17 protein-coding genes are annotated in these 18087 nt (G+C 73.0%); 1 reads left to right on the forward strand and 16 read right to left on the reverse strand.

What is annotated here, in order from left to right:
- Nucleotides 1-3: 3 nt before the first annotated feature.
- The 14 genes from ACYVJJ_RS01075 to xerD all read right to left on the reverse strand — a co-directional run bounded on the left by ACYVJJ_RS01075 (nucleotide 4) and on the right by xerD (nucleotide 15198).
- A complete protein-coding gene (locus ACYVJJ_RS01075) occupies nucleotides 4-801 on the reverse strand; it encodes a type II secretion system protein XpsN (RefSeq protein ID WP_460830396.1) in 798 nt (265 codons plus the stop codon).
- Nucleotides 791-1615, reverse strand: coding sequence for a type II secretion system protein GspM (gene gspM, locus ACYVJJ_RS01080; protein WP_460830397.1), 825 nt, complete (start codon nucleotides 1613-1615; stop codon nucleotides 791-793). Before gspM ends, ACYVJJ_RS01075 begins: the two co-directional genes overlap by 11 nt.
- Nucleotides 1612-2766: a PilN domain-containing protein gene (locus tag ACYVJJ_RS01085; RefSeq protein ID WP_460830399.1), complete on the reverse strand. Its 1155-nt coding sequence runs from the start codon at nucleotides 2764-2766 to the stop codon at nucleotides 1612-1614. The genes gspM and ACYVJJ_RS01085 overlap by 4 nt, the downstream gene beginning before the upstream one ends.
- Nucleotides 2763-3641: a type II secretion system minor pseudopilin gene (locus ACYVJJ_RS01090; protein WP_460830400.1), complete on the reverse strand. Its 879-nt coding sequence runs from the start codon at nucleotides 3639-3641 to the stop codon at nucleotides 2763-2765. The genes ACYVJJ_RS01085 and ACYVJJ_RS01090 overlap by 4 nt, the downstream gene beginning before the upstream one ends.
- Nucleotides 3638-4276, reverse strand: coding sequence for a prepilin-type N-terminal cleavage/methylation domain-containing protein (locus tag ACYVJJ_RS01095; protein ID WP_460830402.1), 639 nt, complete (start codon nucleotides 4274-4276; stop codon nucleotides 3638-3640). The genes ACYVJJ_RS01090 and ACYVJJ_RS01095 overlap by 4 nt, the downstream gene beginning before the upstream one ends.
- On the reverse strand, nucleotides 4273-4704 hold the full coding sequence (xpsI, locus tag ACYVJJ_RS01100) for a type II secretion system protein XpsI (RefSeq protein WP_460830404.1): 432 nt from the start codon (nucleotides 4702-4704) through the stop codon (nucleotides 4273-4275). Before xpsI ends, ACYVJJ_RS01095 begins: the two co-directional genes overlap by 4 nt.
- A complete protein-coding gene (xpsH, locus tag ACYVJJ_RS01105; protein WP_460830406.1) occupies nucleotides 4701-5204 on the reverse strand; it encodes a type II secretion system protein XpsH in 504 nt (167 codons plus the stop codon). The genes xpsI and xpsH overlap by 4 nt, the downstream gene beginning before the upstream one ends.
- Complete coding sequence (gene gspG, locus ACYVJJ_RS01110; protein ID WP_460830408.1) at nucleotides 5201-5635, reverse strand: type II secretion system major pseudopilin GspG; 435 nt, start codon at nucleotides 5633-5635, stop codon at nucleotides 5201-5203. Before gspG ends, xpsH begins: the two co-directional genes overlap by 4 nt.
- 169 nt (nucleotides 5636-5804) lie before the next feature.
- Nucleotides 5805-7022 (reverse strand): type II secretion system protein XpsF, encoded by a 1218-nt coding sequence (gene xpsF, locus ACYVJJ_RS01115; protein WP_460830410.1) that lies wholly within the window; start codon nucleotides 7020-7022, stop codon nucleotides 5805-5807.
- Between the two features lie 7 nt (nucleotides 7023-7029).
- Nucleotides 7030-8679 (reverse strand): type II secretion system ATPase GspE, encoded by a 1650-nt coding sequence (gene gspE, locus ACYVJJ_RS01120; RefSeq protein ID WP_460830866.1) that lies wholly within the window; start codon nucleotides 8677-8679, stop codon nucleotides 7030-7032.
- Between the two features lie 176 nt (nucleotides 8680-8855).
- The gene (gene purL / locus ACYVJJ_RS01125; RefSeq protein ID WP_460830412.1) at nucleotides 8856-12776 is read right to left on the reverse strand and encodes a phosphoribosylformylglycinamidine synthase; all 3921 of its coding nucleotides are present in this window, start codon (nucleotides 12774-12776) and stop codon (nucleotides 8856-8858) included.
- Nucleotides 12777-12840: 64 nt separating this feature from the next.
- Entirely contained in the window at nucleotides 12841-13650 is an 810-nt protein-coding gene (locus ACYVJJ_RS01130) for a thioredoxin fold domain-containing protein (RefSeq protein ID WP_460830413.1), read from the reverse strand.
- 75 nt (nucleotides 13651-13725) lie between these two features.
- Nucleotides 13726-14076, reverse strand: coding sequence for a hypothetical protein (locus ACYVJJ_RS01135; RefSeq protein WP_460830415.1), 351 nt, complete (start codon nucleotides 14074-14076; stop codon nucleotides 13726-13728).
- 150 nt (nucleotides 14077-14226) lie between these two features.
- The gene (xerD, locus tag ACYVJJ_RS01140) at nucleotides 14227-15198 is read right to left on the reverse strand and encodes a site-specific tyrosine recombinase XerD (RefSeq protein ID WP_460830417.1); all 972 of its coding nucleotides are present in this window, start codon (nucleotides 15196-15198) and stop codon (nucleotides 14227-14229) included.
- A gap of 29 nt (nucleotides 15199-15227) precedes the next feature.
- Here xerD and ACYVJJ_RS01145 point away from each other — a divergent pair, with 29 nt between their 5' ends.
- A complete protein-coding gene (locus tag ACYVJJ_RS01145) occupies nucleotides 15228-15686 on the forward strand; it encodes an RDD family protein (RefSeq protein WP_460830418.1) in 459 nt (152 codons plus the stop codon).
- A gap of 168 nt (nucleotides 15687-15854) precedes the next feature.
- On the opposite strand, the gene lptG is transcribed toward ACYVJJ_RS01145, so the two are convergent.
- Both lptG and lptF read right to left on the reverse strand, forming a co-directional pair.
- Nucleotides 15855-16955 carry an LPS export ABC transporter permease LptG gene (gene lptG / locus ACYVJJ_RS01150; RefSeq protein WP_460830420.1) on the reverse strand — a complete coding sequence of 367 codons (1101 nt, stop codon included), beginning with the start codon at nucleotides 16953-16955 and terminating at the stop codon, nucleotides 15855-15857.
- A complete protein-coding gene (lptF, locus tag ACYVJJ_RS01155; protein ID WP_460830422.1) occupies nucleotides 16952-18049 on the reverse strand; it encodes an LPS export ABC transporter permease LptF in 1098 nt (365 codons plus the stop codon). The genes lptG and lptF overlap by 4 nt, the downstream gene beginning before the upstream one ends.
- Nucleotides 18050-18087 lie beyond the last annotated feature (38 nt).

The raw sequence follows: 18087 nt of genomic DNA on the forward strand, positions 1-18087 counted from the left end.
CACTCAGCGGATCTCGGTCGGCGGCGCCTGGTTCAGGTTCGCCGGCTGGGGGGAAGACGGGTCGGCGCGCTGGCGCAACTCGCGCCGGCGCTGTTCGATGCGGCGACGGATCGCCTCGATCTGCGCCGGATCCGGCGCGTTGGCGTCGGCCGACGGCGGGCCCTTGGTGCCGGTGTCGACGCCCGTCGGGGGCGGCGGCGGGGGTGTCGGCACGGGCACGCCGCCCATCGTCGCGGGCGGGTCGACGTTCGCCGGGCCGGGGACCGCGCTGGCGGTGGGCGTCGCGCCGCCCTTGCCGTCGAACACGCGCAGCGCGAGTTCCTTCTGGCCCTCGGGGCCCTGGAACACCGCGCGCCGCGGCTCGAGCCGAACGAGCGTCCAGTTCGGATGCGATTCCGGCGCCTCGCCCATGCGCACGCGCCAGCCGGCGCTGCCGTCGGGCTTCTGCACGATCGCGATCGTGGCCTGCGGCGTGATCAGCACGCTGGTGAGCACCAGGTCGAACTCGGGCGCCTCTGCGGGCCCGCCGCCTTCGCCCTGCAGGAAGAACGGATGCGGACGGCGGTCGGTCGCGAACAGCGGGCGCGCCGCGGTGGTGGCGTACTGGCTGATCGGGCCGAGTGCGGGCGCGTCGGCGGCCGGCGGTGGCAGCGAAGGCACCGGGGCGGCGCGCACCGCGCCGGGCTCGCCGGGCGGCAGGCGGCTACCCATGCCGGCGAGCGCGAGGATCCAGGCGAGCACGGCCCAACCGGCCAGGCCGCCGAGCAGCAATGTGCGCGGGGCGACGTCGTCAAGGCGCACCGGGGCCTCCGGGGGCGTCGACGGGCGCCGGCGGCGCCGGCTCGGACATGGCGGGGATGGTGCCGGTGGCCGGCGCGGGCATCGCCGCGGGCGGCGCGGTGGACGAGGGCTGCGGCGGCGGGCCGGGCATGGCGCCCGGCATGGCCGTGGGCGCGGGCACGAGGCCCGGCATCTGCGACGGCTCGGTCGGCAGCGACGCGCCCTCGGCCAGCTCCGGCTGCGGGCGCAGGTAGCCGACGAGGTCGAAGCTCACGTCCAGCCCCGTGTCGCGGCCGGAGCCGCTGTCGCCGGCGCCGGCGAAGAAGAAGCGCTGGGCGAGAATGTTGAGGTTCTCCACGAACAGGCGCGGCGTGCCGGCCTCGAGCGCGTGCAGCACGGTGGCGAGCTCGGGCGTGCCGCAGCGCAGTCGCACCTGCACGGCGACGCGCGCGTACGTCTCGCTGCCCCGTTCGGCCAGCGGCGAGCGGTTGCTGATGGCGCAGCTGCGATAGCCCGGACTCGCCTGCGCGACGACCGTCTCCAGACGCTGCACGAGCCCCGCGGTGGCGAGCTCGGCGGTCGCCTCGGGCAGGAAGCCCGGGCGGCTGGCGAGCTGCGCCTGCGCCGCGGCGAGGCGCTGGGTGACCTGCGAGCGCTGCGCGAGCTGCGCGCGCAGGCGGTCCTCGCGATCGCGCAGGCGCTCGATGCGCGCCTGCGTCTCCTGCATCGGCACGGTCCACCACGGGTGCACCAGCACGCCATAGGCGAGCAGCAGCACGAGCAGCAGCAGGCCCAGCGCGATCCAGCGCTCGCGGTCGGTCACCACCGGCGTCATCGCGTGCCCCCGGCCGGGGCGGCATCGGTGCGCGAGAGATCGGCGGTGAGGGTGAAACGGTCGCGGCCGGTCGCGGGGTCGGGCTGCAGCGCGCCGGTGAGCGCCGGCGAGCGCCACAGGTTCGAGCCCTGCAGGCGCGCGAGCAGCGAGGGGGCCTCGTTGCTCAGGCCGATCAGCGTGAGCCGCGTGTCTTCCATGGCGAGCTTCTCGAGGTACGTGCCGTCCGGGAGGCGCCGGCTGAGCTCGTCCATCACTTCGACCGAGGTCGGGCGCTCGGCGCGGTGGCGGTCGAGGAAGCTCTGGCCGGCGACGAGGTCCTCCAGCGCGCGCCGCTGCGCCGCGGCGCGCTCGGCGTCCGGCTGCAGCGCGCGCACCTGGCGCTCCAGCGCATCGGCCGCCTGGCGGCGGTTCTCGAGCACGGTCCACAGCGTGGCGGCGACGCCGATCAGCGCCACGGCGGCGAGCACGCGGTTCCAGCCTTCCCAGACGTCGCGTCGCCGCCCGCGCGCGGCCGGATCGAGCAGGTTCACGCCGCGCGGCAGTCCGTCCGGCCCCGCAACGTCGATGCCGGCGAGGCGCCCGGCGACCGGGCCGAGCGCGGCGAGCTGCGGCTCGAGCGCGGCACGTGGCGCGGCCACCAGTTCAACGTCGAGCTGGCCGTCGGCCGGGCGGCGCCCGAGCAGGCGCGCGTCGAACATCACCGCCTCGGCGGCGAAGGGCGTCTGGCGGTCGATCTCGAACCGCACCACGTCGCGCAGGCGATCGGCCGCGGCGGCAGGCAACGGCAGGCGGCGCACCAGGCTGCTCGTGGCCGGCAGGACCAGCCATCGCGGCAGGTCGGCGGCGGCCGGGGCGAGCACGCGGTCGAGCGGATCGGGCGCGCCTTCGACGGCATCGGCCTCCAGCGGCAGGCGGGCGAGGTCGCGCAGCTCGCCGCCCTGTTGCAGCCGTACGCGCAGGCCGTCGCCCGGCAGGTCGAGCAGAAGGCGGCCGCGGTCGACGCCCAGCACGCGGCGCAGGCGCGGCGGCAGCCACGCGGCGAGGGCATGGCCCCACCACGCGAACAGGCCACGGATGCCGGTCGCCTGCGGGCCCAGCCGGGCCGACAGACGCCCGAGGCCGCGCAGGCGGCCTTCGAGAACCGAGGTCATGGTGACTGAGTCCCCTCCTCCCAACGCAACGGTGTATAGGCCATGCCCGGTATGGCACTGCCCCCGGTGCGCACCACCACGTCCATCCGGACGATACGACCGTCGCGGAGGCGTGCCTGGCTCCGGATACTATACGTTCCGCTGCCGTACGCCTGCAGGTTCTCCGCCCCCGGCACACCCGGCATCGGCTGGCCGCTGGCGGGGTCCCAGGCCTCGCGCTGGGCCGCGAGGCGGGCACCGTCGAGGCCCATCGCGGTCAGGACCGGGCCCGACGCGAACGCGGGCTCCGGCCGGGTGCGGCCGCTGAAGACGGTCAGGTGCGGCGCCAGCGCGGCGTAGTCCTCCGGCGTCGTCCCCAGCACCTGCAGCAGCTCGGCGACGCTCTCGAACTCCGCATCCTTGGCCCCGTAGGGCAGGCCGGCGCTCGCGTAGTCGGGGTCCTCGGCGCCGCCCGAGGGCTGCGTCATCGGATCGGGATCGCGCCAGTCGAGGATCGCGCCCGCCAGACGCTCGGCGCGCTCGCGCGGGATCCGGACCGCCTGCATCAGCCCGACCAGCAGGGCGGTGTCGGCATGGTTGAGGTCGAGCTTGGCGTCCTCGTCGATGATCCGGACCTCGACCTGGCTGTCGGCGAAGGCCCAGCGGTAGGGGCGGCCGTCGGGACGCCACTGCCGGCGCGGATCGGTCAGGGCGACCCGCGTGAGCGCGTATTCGACGCCCGCCCGCGCGGCGCTCGCGCCCACCGTGCCCTGCGTGAGCGCATGGCCCTGCAGGCCCTCGGTACGGGCGAGCAGCGCGAAGGCACCCACCAGCGCGGCGAGCAGCGCGACCAGCCACAGCACCAGCAGCAGGGCCGCGCCCCGCATGCGTTTCATCGCGCGACCCCACCGGCGTAGCCGGCCGCGAGCCGCGGGGCGACGATGAGGTCCGGCCACGGCCGGCCGAGGTCGTCGACGATGCGGATCTCGACCAGCAGCGGCAGCTGCTCGATCGCGGTCCAGTCGTCGCGCCATTCGGCGAGCTGGCCGTCCTCGCCGAGCCCGCGATAGCGGAAGCTCACCTCCTTGAGGTTCTCCGCGAGCAGCTCGGGCGCGCGCTCGGGCTCCGCGGCCGTCGCGCCGGCCTGCACCACGGCCAGGCCCAGCGTGAGGCGCAGGCCCTCGCCGGCCGGCATCTTCTCGACCCGCAACTCGTGCAGGCTCGGCCCGCCGCGGCCGATGTAGTCCGGCAGGTCGGAGACGAAGCGCATGCGGGCGGCTTCGCCGGAAAACCGCATCGGCAGGCCGGTCGAGGTGTCGACCTGGAAGGGCACGGCGCGCGCGCCCGCGAGCCGGCGACGCAGGAAGCCCTGCACGCCGCGGATATGCTCGTTGGCCTGCGCCAGCGCCTCGCCGCGGCGCGCCGCCGTCGTCGCGCCGCCCAGCGTCGCGAAGGCGAGCGCGAGCCCGGCCGCGAGCAGTGCCGTCGCGAGCAGGACCTCGACCAGCGTGAAGCCGCGTGCGGGCCTCATGGCCCCGCCTGCGCGCCGGCCTGGAGGCCGGCCGGCACCAGCCGCAGTGATTCCAGCACCAGCCGCTCGCGCGGGCCGCCGTCGTCCCAGCTCATCGTCAGGCGCACGTGCATCAGGCGCGGCGCGCTGGGCTCGACCGGCTGCCCGGCGGCCGTCGGATCGCGCCAGTCGCGCACTTCGAGCTGCCAGCGGTAGGGCTCGCCCTCGAGGTCGCCCTCGGTCGTGCCGGGCTGCAGCGCGCCCGCCATGTCGACGCTGTCGAGCAGCGACTGCGCGATGAGCGCGGCACGCCCGGCGTCGGTCGACCAGCGCACCTGCCGGCTCGAGTGGGTGAGGATGCCGAGCAGCAGCGTAAGCGCGAGCGCGAGCACGCCGAAGGCGATCACCACCTCGAGCAGCGTGTAGCCGCGCTCGCGACGCCGGCTCACGGTGTGGCCTCCGCGCGCGTCAGCCGCACCTCGCCGGTGAGCCAGGCGACGTCGATGTTCCAGGCCGCGTCCTCGAGGGCGAGCTGCACGCGGCCGCCGGTCGAGGCGCCGTCCGGGAAGAACACGATCGCGCCCTCGCCCGCCGACGGCTGCGCCTCGCGCGCGCCGGTGAAGCGGATGCGCAACGCGTCGGGGATGTCGCCGCGACGCTCGCCGGCGGCCGTCCACGCATGCGCGCGCGGATCGACCGTGAAGCGCTGGATCCGCCCGCTGGCGATGGCGCGCGTGCGCGTGTAGCGCAACTGGCCGGCGACCTCCTTCGCGCTCGACCGAAGTTGCATGCCCTTGAAGCCGCCGCTCATCGCCGCCGCGGCGAGCACGCTGGTCGCGCCGATCAGCATGATCACCAGCACCAGCTCGAGCAGCGAGACGCCCCGCGCGTGGCGGGGGCCGTCGCACCCCGCCCGGCGCCGGGCCGGCCGGGGCGCGATCGCGGTCATTCGTAGCGGATGTCGGCGTCGTAGCTTTCGCCGCCGGGCTTGCCGTCCTTGCCGAGGGCGATCAGGTCGAACTCGCGGCCCTCGTCGCCGGGCGCCTTGTAGTGCATCGGATTGCCCCACGGATCGAGCAGTTCCGGCGCCTTCGCATACGGGCCGAGCCAGCCCGAGACGCCCTGCGGCGAGGCGACCAGGTCCTGCAGCGACGTCGGCTTGCGGCCGGTGTCCATCTTGAACTGCTCGATCTTGCCGGCGAGCGTCTCCACCTGCGACTTCGCGAGGTTCGCCTTCGCGCGGTCCGCGCCACCGAGGATGCGGCTGCCGACGAAGGTGAGCACCACGCCGATCAGCACGATCACGATGATGATCTCGATCAGGCTCATGCCGCGCTGGGCGGCGGCGGTCGACCGGGTGAGGGAACGGCGGTTGCGCATGGGGGCTCGGCGTCGGGGGCTACGGGTCTGCCTTATTACCAAATCCCGGCGGCGCGCGCCGGATCCGGGCGTGTTCACGCCAGCAAACGCCCGGAGCGATTCAGGTCGCGGCCGGTCACCGCACGGCGATTGTGGTACGCGCGGGCACAGCTCGCCGCGGCTCCACGGATCAGCCGATCTGACCGGTCAGCTCGTACATCGGCATCAGGATGCCGATGATCACCACGCCGATCACCAGCGCCAGCACCATCGTCACGATCGGCACCAGCGCGGCCAGCATCCGGTCGAGCGCGAGCGACGTCTCGTGCTCGAACGTCTCGGCGGTGCGCAGCAGCATCGAATCGAGGGCGCCGGACTCCTCGCCCACCTGGATCATCTGCAGCGCGAGACGCGGGAAGCGCTTGCCGCGTCCGAGCGCGGTGGAGAGTGCGACGCCGTTCTTGACCTCGTCGGCCGCCTTCTCGACGTCGTCGGCGAGGACGCGGTTGCCGAGCACGTTGCGGCCGATGCCCAGCGCGGCCATGAGCGGCACGCCGTTCCTGACCAGTGTGCCGAGCGTGCGCGCCAGGCGCGCGACCTCGACGCGTGCGACGAGCGTGCCGGCGAACTTGCGCCGCAGCAGCCAGCCGTCGAACGCGGTGCGGAACACCGGGTCGCGGCGCTTGCGCTCGAAGTACCAGAGCCCCGCGGCCGGCAGCGCGATAATGAGCACCCAGAAGTCGCGCACGAAGTTGCCCACGGCGAGGATCACCTTCGTGAAGCCCGGCAGCTCCGCGCCGAGGCTCTCGTACATCTGCGCGAACTGCGGCACCACGTAGCCGAGCAGGAACAGCAGCGACAGACCGACCATCACCAGCAGGATCGCCGGATAGATCAGCGCATTGATGACGCGGCCCTGCAATGCGCGGGCGCGTTCGAGGTAGTCGGCCAGGCGCGCGAGGGTGTCGTGCAGGTTGCCGCCCGCCTCGCCCGCGCGGACCATGTTCACGTAGAGCCGCGAGAAGGTGCCGTGCTGGCGGTCGAGCGCGGTCGACAGCGGCGCGCCGCCACGCACGGCGTCGCGGATGTCGGCGACGGTGCGGCGCGCGGCCTCCTCTTCCGGCAGCTCGAGCAGGATGGTGAGCGCGCGATCGAGGGGCTGGCCGGCACCGAGCAGCGTCGCGAGCTGCTGCGTGAACTGCACCAGGCGCGCGCCACCAAACGGCTTCGGCTTGAACAGGCCCTTCCAGACCGCCGGGCCGCCGCCCTCGCTCGCAGGCTTCGCCTCCACCGGCAGGTGCCCCTGCCCCTGCAGGCGCTGCACGACCTCGTCGATGCTCGCGGCTTCCATCTGCCCGTCGAGCATCTCGCCGCGCGAGTTCAGCGCCTTGTAGCGGAACAGCGCCATCGCGGCGTCAGCTCTCTTCCGTCACGCGCAGCACTTCCTCGATGGTCGTCAGGCCGGCGAGCGCCTTGGCGATGCCATCCTCGTACATCGTGCGCATGCCGGCCGCGCGCGCGAGCTGCTCGATCTCGCCCATGCCCGCATGGCGCATGACGGCACGGCGCAGCTCGTCGTTCATGACGAGGAATTCCATGATCGTGGTGCGCCCCGCATAACCCGTGGGCGCGAGCGGCGAGCCTTTCGGGCGGTACAGGTAGATGTCGCCCTCGGGCTGCAGCCGGCGCAGGCCGAACTTCTCGATCTCCTCCGGGGACGCGCGATAGCGCTCGGCATGGGTCGGCTCGAGCCGGCGCACGAGGCGCTGCGCGAGGATGCCGTTGATCGTCGAGGTGAGCAGGTAGTCCTCGACGCCCATGTCCAGCAGGCGCGTGATGCCGCCGGCGGCGTTGTTGGTGTGCAGCGTGGAGAGCACCAGGTGGCCGGTGAGCGCGGACTGGATCGCGATCTTCGCGGTCTCCAGGTCGCGCATCTCACCGATCATGATGATGTCCGGGTCCTGGCGGACGATCGAACGCAGCGCATGCGCGAAGTCGAGCCCGATCGCAGGTTTCGCCTGGATCTGGTTGATGCCCTCGATCTGGTACTCGACCGGGTCCTCGACCGTGATGATCTTGACGTCCGGCGTGTTGAGCTTGCTCAGCGCCGTGTAGAGCGTGGTCGTCTTGCCCGAGCCCGTCGGACCGGTGACGAGCAGGATGCCGTGCGGCAGGTCGAGCACCTTCTGGAACTGCGGCAGGAACTCATTGGTGAAGCCGAGCTTCTCGAAGCTCAGCACCACGGACTCGCGATCGAGCAGTCGCATCACCACGCTCTCGCCGTGCGCCGTCGGCACGGTGCTCACGCGCAGGTCGAGCTCGCGGCCCTGCACGCGCAGCTGGATGCGCCCGTCCTGCGGCAGGCGGCGCTCGGCGATGTTGAGCTTGGCCATGATCTTGATGCGGCTGATCACGGCGGCGGTGAGGTTCGACGGCGGGCTCTCGCCCTCGTGCAAGACGCCGTCGACGCGGTAGCGCACCTTGAGCGCCGTCTCGAACGGCTCGATGTGGATGTCGGAGGCGCGCAGCTCGACCGCGCGCTGGATGATCAGGTTCACCAGCCGGATGACCGGCGCCTCGGAGGCGAGGTCGCGCAGATGCTCGACGTCGTCGAGATCCGCGCTCTCGCCTTCCGCATTGTCGAGGATCGCGCCCATCGCGCTGCGACCCTGGCCGTGCCAGCGCTCGATCAGCGCATCGATCTCCGAGCGCACGCCCACGAACGGCGTGATGGGCCGCGGCAGTGCGAGGCGCAATGCATCGAGCTGGTAGCCGTCCTGCGGATCAGCCATCAGCACGTCGAGCCCGGCTTCGGTCTCGCGGATCGGGCAGAGGTGGAACTGGCGCATGAACTTGACCGACAGCGCCACGTTCTCCGGCGGCAGGTCGGGCAGGTCCTTGGTGGCCACGAGCGGCAGGTCGAGCACGGCGGCGACCGTCTCGGCATGGTCGCGCTCGGAGACGAGGCCGAGCCGCCCCAGCAGCGCAAGCAGGCTGCCGCCGGTTTCGGCCTGCAGGCGCTGCGCGCGGACGAGGTCGGCGTCCTTCAGGCGGCCGCGCTCCATCAGCACGGCGACGATGCGGTCGTCCGGGGTCTCGGGCGGCGTCAGGGCGTCGGCGGCTGCGCTCACGGGGCTCCTCCTGCGGATCGCGACTCTAGCATTCCCCTCCCCGCGCTTTGCCTCTGCGAAACGCGACGGGGCCCCGCAGGGCCCCGTCGTTCAGCTCGATGCAGGCGCGCTCAGCCGACCCACGCACGCGCGTTGCCGAACATCCGCAGCCACGGCGAATCGGCCGGCCAGTCGGCCGGCGCCCAGCTCAGGTTCGCGGTGCGCAGCGTGCGCTCGGGATGCGGCATCAGCGCGGTGACGCGGCCGTCGCGGCTGGTGAAGCCGGCGATCGCATCGACCGAGCCGTTCGGGTCGATCGGATAGCGCGCGGCCTGCTCGCCACGGCCATCGACGTAACGCAGCGCGACGTCGATCGCCATGCGCGCGGCCGGGTCGTCGAAATGCACGCGGCCCTCGCCGTGCGCGATCGCGACCGGGATGCGCGAGCCTTCCATGCCACGGAGCAGGATCGACGGCGACTCGACGACCTGCAGCAGCCCGAGGCGCGCCTCGAACTGCTCGCTGCGATTGCGCAGCAGGCGCGGGAAATGCTCGGCACCGGGAATCACCGGCGCGAGCGAGGCCATCATCTGGCAGCCGTTGCAGACGCCGAGCGCGAAGGTGTCCTCGCGCAGGAAGAACGCCGCGAACGCCTCGCGCACGGCCTGCCGCTCGAGCACGCTCGTCGCCCAGCCGCGGCCCGCGCCGAGCACGTCGCCGTAGCTGAAGCCACCGCACGCGGCGAGGCCGCGGAAGTCGCGCAGGTCCACGCGGCCGGCGATCAGGTCGCTCATGTGCACGTCGACCGCCTCGAAGCCCGTGCGGTCGAAGCCCCAGGCCATCTCGACCTGGCCGTTGACGCCCTGCTCGCGCAGGATCGCGACCTTCGGCCGCGCGCCGGTGTTGACGTATGGCGCCTCGACGGCCTCGGCGGGGTCGAAGGTCAGCTGCGGCACCAGGCCGGGCGCATGGAAATCGCGCGCGATCTCGCGCTCCTCGTCGGCGCAGTCCGGGTTGTCGCGCAGCCGCTGCATCGCATGCGTCACCGACCACCAGGCGTCGAAGAGTTCCTGCCAGGTCCACTCGGCGAGCGTCTCGCCCTCCAGCCGCACGCGCACGCTCGGGTGCGCGGTCGGGCGGGCGACACGCTGCGCGCAGTCGATCAGGCCGTGCTGCGCGACGAGGTCGGCGAACTCCGCGCGATCCTCGACCGCGACCTGCACGATCGCGCCGAGCTCCTCGTTGAACAGCGCGCGGAACGGATCCTCGCCCCAGGCGTCGAGCGAAATGTCGAGGCCCGTGCGCGAGCAGAACGCCATCTCGCACAGCGTGGCGAAGGCGCCGCCGTCCGAGCGGTCGTGGTAGGCCCGCACGAGGCCCGCCTGGCGCGCGCCGCGCATCAGCTCGAAGAAGTCGCACAGGCGCTGCGGATCGTCGACGTCGGGCACGCCGAAGTCGTCGCGGCCGCCGGCGCCGGCGAAGGCCGGCAGCGCGCCGTCGGCCCCGGCCTCGGGGTGGCACTGCGCGAGGATCGAGCCACCCAGGCGCTGCTTCCCGCCGCCCAGGCCGATCAGCCAGAGGTCCGACTCGACGTCGCGGTCGAGCAGCGGCGTCGACTGCTGGCGCGCGTCGGCGACGGGCGCGAACGCGGTGACGACGAGCGACACCGGCGACACCGACTTCTGCGGCTGGCCATCGGCCTGCCACTGCGCCTGCATCGACAGCGAGTCCTTGCCGACCGGGATCGCGAGCTGCAGCGCGGGGCACAGCTCCATCGCGATCGCCTTGACGGCGTCGAACAGCAAGGCGTCCTCGCCCGCATGCCCGCAGGCGGCCATCCAGTTCGCCGAGAGCTTCACGCGATCGAGCGAGTCGACCGGCGCGGCGCAGAGATTGGTGATCGCCTCGCCGACCGCCATGCGCGCGGCGGCGGCCGAATCGAGCAGCGCGAGCGGCGTGCGCTCGCCGAGCGCCATCGCCTCGCCCGCATGGCCGTCGAAGCCGGCGAAGGTGATCGCGCAGTCGGCGACCGGCAGCTGCCACGGGCCGATCATCTGGTCGCGCGCGGTCAGGCCGCCGACCGAGCGGTCGCCGATCGTGACGAGGAAGCTCTTGCAGGCGACCGTCGGATGCGCGAGCACGCGCAGCGCCGCCTCGCGCAGGTCGAGCCCGGCCCACTTCAGCGCCGGCCACTTCGGCGCGGGCGGATGCGCGGTGTCGCGGTGCATCTTCGGGGGCTTGCCGAACAGCACGTCCATCGGGATGTCGATCGCCCAGCCGGTCTCGCCTGCGGCCACCGCCTCGAGTGTCGCGCCGTGGCCGACCACGAGGCGTTCCTCGGCCGTCGCGTAACCGACCACCGCGAACGGGCAGCGCTCGCGCTCGCAGATCTCGGCGAACTCGGCGACGCGCTCGGGCGGCAGGCCCAGCACGTAGCGCTCCTGCGATTCGTTGCACCACAGCTGCATCGGCGACAGCGAAGGATCATCCGACGGCACGCGGTCGAGGTCGATCACGCCGCCGAGGTCGCTGTCGTGCAGCAGCTCGGGGATCGCGTTCGACAGGCCGCCGGCGCCGACGTCGTGGATGGTGGCGATCGGATTGCCTTCGGTCATGCCGACGCAGCGGTCGATGACTTCCTGGCAGCGGCGCTCCATCTCCGGGTTGTCGCGCTGCACGCTGGCGAAATCGAGCGCTTCCTGGCTCTCGCCGGATGCGACCGAACTCGCCGCGCCGCCGCCGAGGCCGATCAGCATCGCCGGGCCGCCGAGCACCACGATCGCGTCGCCGGGACGCAGGCCGTGCTTCTGCACCTGGATACGGTCGATCGCACCGAGGCCGCCGGCGAGCATGATCGGCTTGTCGTAGGCGCGCGCGATATCGCCTTCGGGAAGCTCGAAGCTGCGGAAGTAGCCGAGCAGGTTCGGACGACCGAACTCGTTGTTGAAGGCGGCCGCGCCGAGCGGGCCGTCGAGCATGATCTCGAGCGCGGGCGCCATGCGGGGATTCAACGCACGCGGCGCCTCCCACGGCTGGGGCAGGGTCGGAATGCGCAGGTGCGAGACCGAGAAACCCGCGAGGCCCGCCTTCGGCTTGCCGCCGCGGCCCGTCGCGCCCTCGTCGCGGATTTCGCCGCCGGCGCCGGTGGACGCGCCGGGGAACGGCGAGATCGCGGTGGGATGATTGTGCGTCTCGACCTTGATGCAGAACGCCGACCCGGTCTCGGGCTCGCTACGGTAGGTGCCGCCCTCGCCCGACGGCCGGAAGCGGCGCGCGGCATAGCCCTCGACCACCGCGGCGTTGTCGCTGTACGCGCTCAGGGTGTGCTGCGGCGTGGTGGCATGCGTGTGGCGGATCATGCCGAACAGCGACTTCGGCGCATCGACGCCGTCGATCGTCCAGCTCGCGTTGAAGATCTTGTGCCGGCAATGCTCGGAGTTCGCCTGCGCGAACATCATCAGCTCGACGTCGGCCGGCGCGCGACCCAATGCCGCGTAGCGCTCGCGCAGGTAGGCGATCTCGTCGTCGGCGAGCGCGAGGCCCAGCCGGACGTTCGCGTTGTCGAGGTCGGCGAGGTCGATGCGCTCGAGGTCGCCGCGGGCCGGCGCGTCGAACAGCGCCGAGGCGTCGTCGCGCGACTCGAGCAGCGACTGCGTCATCGGATCGTGCAGCACCTTCGCTAGGCGGCCCTGCGCGGTGGCGTCCGTGGGCCAGCCTGCGAGGTCGATGCGCAGGCCACGCTCGACGCGCTGCACCGGCTGCGCCGCCCCGCGCAGCAGCTCGGTGGCCTTGCTGGACCACGGCGAGCGCGTGCCGAGCCGCGGCGTGACGTAGCGCGAGACGGCGCCCCCGTCCCGGGCCGCGACGGCATCGCCGGCCTCGAGGATCGCCCCGAGCGTCGGCAGGTCGGGCTGCGCGCCGGGGTCCGGCAGCACCCAGTAGGTGTGCCAGGCGCCGGTGACGCGGACGGACGGGTGGAGACTGCGGAGGCGGGCTTCGAGCCGCTCCAGGCGGAACGGCGACAGGGCGGGGGCGCCCTCGAGGACGATCATGTCCGGCGGGACCGTGCGACGGCAGGGCCCTTCATTGTACCCGCCCGCGGGGCGGCGCCCCGGATCAGCCGCCGGCGCGGGCCGGCTTCAGCTCGTCGAGCGCCTTGCGCAGCTGCGCCGGCGGCAGGTAGCCGCCGAGCTGCGTGCCGTCGGCGGCGATCACCATCGGCGTGCCCTGCAGGCCGGCGCGGCGGCCGATGTCGTGCTGCTGGGTGATGGTGTTCCTGCAGTCGCGCGCGGGAACAGCGCGGCCGTTCTTGGCATCGGTCAGCGCCTTGCGGCGGTCGGGCGCGCACCAGACGGAGATCATCTTCTGGTGGTCGGGGCTGCCCAGGCCCATGCGCGGGAACGCCACGTACTCCACCGCGATGCCCTGGCGGTTGTACTCGGCGATCTCGCTGTGCATCTTCTGGCAGTAGCCGCAGGAGATGTCGGTGAAGACGGTGACGCGATGCTTCGGATTCGCCGGCGCGAACACGATGCGCTCGCTGACCGGGATCTTCGCGAGCAGGCCGCGGCGGATCCTCGACAGCGAGGCCTCGGTGAGGTTCTCGGCCCCGCGCGTGTCGTAGAGCGCGCCACCCGCGCCCGGAGCGAAGAGGTAGCGGCCGTCGTCGGAGGCGTAGGCGACCTGCCCGTCCACGATCACCTCCCGGAAGCCCGGCAGCGGCGCCGCGCCGACCTGGTCGACCACCGCGCGCGGATTGAGCGAGCGCACGGCCTCGATGGCGCGCGCGTCCGGCGTGCCGGCACGCGGCTTGACGGACGCGGCGGCCGCAGCCTTGGCACCCGACGGCGACGGCGCCTGCGCGCAGGCGGAGAGGCTGATCGCGGCGAGCGCGACGGCGAGGAGCGAACGGATCGGAAGCCGCATCGTGGAAAGACGGTGGCACCGCGGACGCGGCCGGGCGGGCATTCTGTCACGCCCGTCCCTGCACGCCGTCAAGGGCTAACGCGTCGCGGGCTCGGCCGGTACCAGCGCGCCGTCGCGCTCGATCAGCAGTTGCGCGCCGAGTCGCGTGGCGATCCCCGCCATGTCGGCGATCTCGTCCGCCGTGACCGGCGCCTTGCCGGCGCGGAGGATCAGGCGGTCCACCGGCGCCTGCCGGTCGAGCTCGCCGAGGTAGGCGTCGAGACGCTTGAGGGGCATCGCCCGGTCGTCGAGACGATAGGCACGGGCCGCATCGACATAGACCTCGGATGCAGTCGAGAAGCCGCGCACGGCGTCCGGCGCGGCCTGGGCGTGCACGGCCGACGGCGCAGCGAGGAGGAGAAGCCAGCGGGCGAGAGCGATGCGCATGACGGGAACTCCGGAGCGGCCGTGGTCCCGCCGCGGCGGTGGGTGCATCGGCCCGGACACCCGATCGCACCATAGCGCGCCGCGACCTGGGCGTGTGCGGCGGATCCATCGCGCGGACGGGCGGCATCGCCCCGCGGGCGCACGGCGGCCTCAGCCGCGCGGATGGTGGGTGCGGTGCAGCTGCTTGAGCTTCTCGCGCGCGACGAGCGTGTAGATCTGCGTGGTCGACAGCGAGCCGTGGCCCAGCAGCATCTGCAGCGCGCGCAGGTCCGCGCCGTGGTTGAGCAGGTGGGTGGCGAAGGAATGGCGCAGGCCATGCGGACTGATGCGCGCCGGGTCGATTCCCGCGACCACTGCCGTCCGCTTGACCGTCGACCAGAACTGCTGGCGCGTGAGCGGATCGCCGCCTGCAGCGACGAACAGCGTCGCGATGCTGCGGCCTGCGGCCAGTGCCGGCCGGGCCTCGCGCAGGTAGCGCTCCAGCCAGTGCTGCGCCTCCTCGCCCATCGGCACGAGCCGCTCGCGGCTGCCCTTGCCGGTCACGCGCAGGGCCCCCTGGCGCAGGTTCACCGCGGGTGCCGGCAGCCCCACCAGCTCGGAGACGCGCAGGCCCGTCGCGTACATCAGCTCGAGCATCGCGCGGTCGCGCAGCCCTTCCGGGTGCGCGACGTCCGGCGCCGCGAGCAGCGCGGCGACCTGGCTCTCGGTGAGCGCCTTCGGCAGCGGGCGCGGCAGGGTCGGCGTGCCGAGGTGGGTAGTGGGATCGTCACCGCGCAGGCGCTGGCGCAGGCACCAGGCGTAGAAGCCGCGCAGCGCCGACAGCAGGCGCGCATTGCTGCGCGGCGAGTAGCCGGCGCGGGCGCGGCCGGCGAGGTGCGCCGCGAGCTCGTCGGCGGTGGCCTGGTCGAGCGAGGTCGATGCGATGCGGCTTCGCGCGAGGCCCGCCAGGTCGCGCCGGTAGCTGGCACGCGAGGCCGGCGAAAGGCCCGTCTCGGCCCAGATCGCGTCGAGGTGGCGGTCGATCACCGCGGCGTCGGCCTCGCGCAGCGCGGGCAATTCGCGGGCGGCGAGGCGGCGCGCGGTCACGCCCGCCGCGCCGCGACGGCTGCTTTCGGAGGTCATGCGTCGAGCTTAGCGACTATCCTTCACGCATGGCATCGATCGATACACCGCCGCGCGCGCTGGTCGGCTGGCGGCTGGCCGCGCTCGTCTACGACCTCTTCCCGGTGCTCGCGCTGTGGATGCTCGCCTCGGGCGTGGTCACCTTCGGCTATTACGTCGCCGGGCACGATGCGCGCGAAAACATCGCGCCGTTCAGCCCGTTGCAGTGGCTGCTCTGGCTCGCCTGCTGGGCGATCGCGGGCCTTTATGCAGTGACGAGCTGGCGGCGCGGTGGACAGACGCTCGGCATGCGGCCGTGGCGGCTGCGCGTGGTCGATTCGACGGGTGCGCCGGCGGCGGCGCGCGCGCTCTGGCTGCGTTACGCGGTGGGCTCGCTCGCGCTCGCTGCCGGCGGCCTCGGCTTCTGGTGGGCCTGGCTCGATCCTGACCGCCTCACGTGGCATGACCGCGCGAGCGGGACGCGGCTCGTTCGCGAGCCCGCGCACTAGCTGCGACGCGGACCGGATCACCACGGCGCCGCGTGCGCTCATGCCGCCGATCCGCGCGTCCGGCGCCGATCCGAGCGGACTCGCGATGTCGCGTCGCGCGCCTCAGCGCGTCGCCCGACCTTGTCGACTCGAGCAAACCCGCCGCGAAGGCGCGGCCATTGCCGCCGCTCACCCCGAACGCTTGCGGAACAGGATCATCGACACACCGAGCATGACCAGCGTCGGCGCGAGGTAGGCCACGCGGTAGTCGAGCTGGAAGGCGCGCGCCGAGCGCACGAAGACTTCCTGCAGCAGGTAGAACCCCAGCGCGAAGACGATGCCGATGAACAGCCGGCGCCCGAGGCCGCCGCTGCGCAGCGTGCCGAAGGCGAACGGCACGGCGGCGAGGCACAGCGCGAGCGCATTGAGCGGGTAGAACCAGCGGCCCCAGTAGTGCTGCGCGAACTCGCTCTCGTCGAGCCCGTTGCGACGGCGGTATTCCATCGCGGCGGCGAGCTCGCCCGCTGCCAGGAAGCGCGGGCGGTCGATGTCGGCCGTGAGCGCGGTGGTGTCGAGCTTCGACGTCCAGCGCTCCTCAGGCACGCGCACGCGACGCACCGTCTTGCCCTCGAACAGCGTGCGGGTGACGTCGCGCAGCAGCCAGGCGCCGGGCCGGTGCTCGGCGATGCGCGCGAGCGCGATCGATTTGAGGCGCCCGTCGTCCTCGAACTCGTAGAGCCGCACGTCGCGCAGCTCCAGGTACCGCGTGCCGCCGTCCTGCCGCTCCTGCCCGCCCTGCGCATTGAGGATCACGTCGCCCTCGCGCGCCCACAGGCCCGAGTAGCGCGCGACCACCGTGTCGCGCGATTTCGACGTCTGCTTGAGCACGTTCGCGCTGCGCTCGCCCCACGGGCCGAGCGTCTCGCCGTTGACCACCATCAGGCCGGTCAGCAGCGCCACGGCCATCGCGACGGTGATCGAGAGCCGGCGGCGCGACAGCCCGAGCGCCCGCAGCGCGGTGAGCTCCGACGAGGCGGCGAGCTGGCCGAGCGCCATCAGCGCGCCGATCACCGCGGCGGTCGGGAACAGCACGTAAGCGCGCCGCGGCGCGGTGTACGCGACGTAGGCGAGCGCGCGGCCGAAGGTGTAGTCGCCACGCCCGACGTCGCCGATCTCGCCGACCAGCGCGAGCATCACGTCGAGGCCGAGCAGTACCGTCCACGTGAGCAGCACCGTGCCGAGCACCGCGCGGGCGACGTAGACGTCGTGGATCCTCGGAAACGGCGTCATGCGGCGCCCCTGGCGAGCCGGCGGCGTGGCGCGCGGATCCGGCCGTCACCGAAGTAGAGCCACGCAGCGATCGCCAGCAGCGGCAGCACCAGCCACCACAGGCCGAGCGCGATCGGCATCTTGCCCTTGGCGAGCCAGTTCGTGCCCATCAGCATGAAGTTCGTGGCGACGAGGTAGGTCAGGAAGCCGACCATCACCCGCCCGTAGCGCGCCTGCCGCGGCGAGCTGCGCGCGAGCGGCACAGCGAGCAGCGCGAAGGCGAGCGTGAGGAACGGCGGCGCGATGCGCGACTGCAGCTCGGCCTTGGCCTCGCGGCGGTCGTCGGCCATCAGCTGCAGCGTGTTCAGCAGGCGCGGATCGTTCGGATCGTAGCGGCGCGACGCGGCCGGCATCTGCGCCTCGTTGCGCCGGTAGCGCATCAGGCGGTAGTCGCGGCCCTCGCCCTCGCGCGGGCCCTCGACCTCGAAACCGTTGTCGAGCACGAGGTAGCGCCGGCCCTCGTCGTCGACCTCGAGATGGCCGGAATTCGCGGTCGTCACGTCCAGCCGCTCGCCCTTCTGGCGGTAGATGAAGACCTGTTCGAAGCGCGCGCCATCGGTCGACATCCGGCCCACGAACACCACGCCGCCATTGCCGATCGAGGTGAAGCGGCCGGGCTCCAGCCCGGCGACGAGCAGGTTGCGGCTCGCCTCGTTGACCATCTGCTTGGCCTCGCGCTCGGCCCACGGCGCGAGCCACAGCGAGCAGAGCGCGACGATGCCGGCCACCGGCAGCACGAGCGCGAGCACCGGCCGCAGCATCCGCCGCGGGCCGACGCCGACCGAGCTGATCACCGGCATCTCGGAGTCGCGGTAGAGCCGGCCGATCGCCAGCATCATCCCGATCATCAGCGCCAGCGGCAGGATGATCGGCATCCAGTTCACGAACAGAAGGCCGAGCTGCGGCAGCAGCATGTCGACCGGCACCGTGCCCTCGGCGATGTCGCGCAGCACGTCGGCGAAGACCGCGCCGAAGGCGACCATCAGCAGCACCAGCGTGGTGGCGAAGGTGGCCTGGGCGAACTCGGACAGGAGGTAGCGGTCGAATTTCAGCATTCTGGGGGGCTGCTTTAGACTCGTTCGTTCACCGGCCC

The sequence above is a fragment of the Lysobacter humi (ex Lee et al. 2017) genome (genome assembly GCF_054781815.1).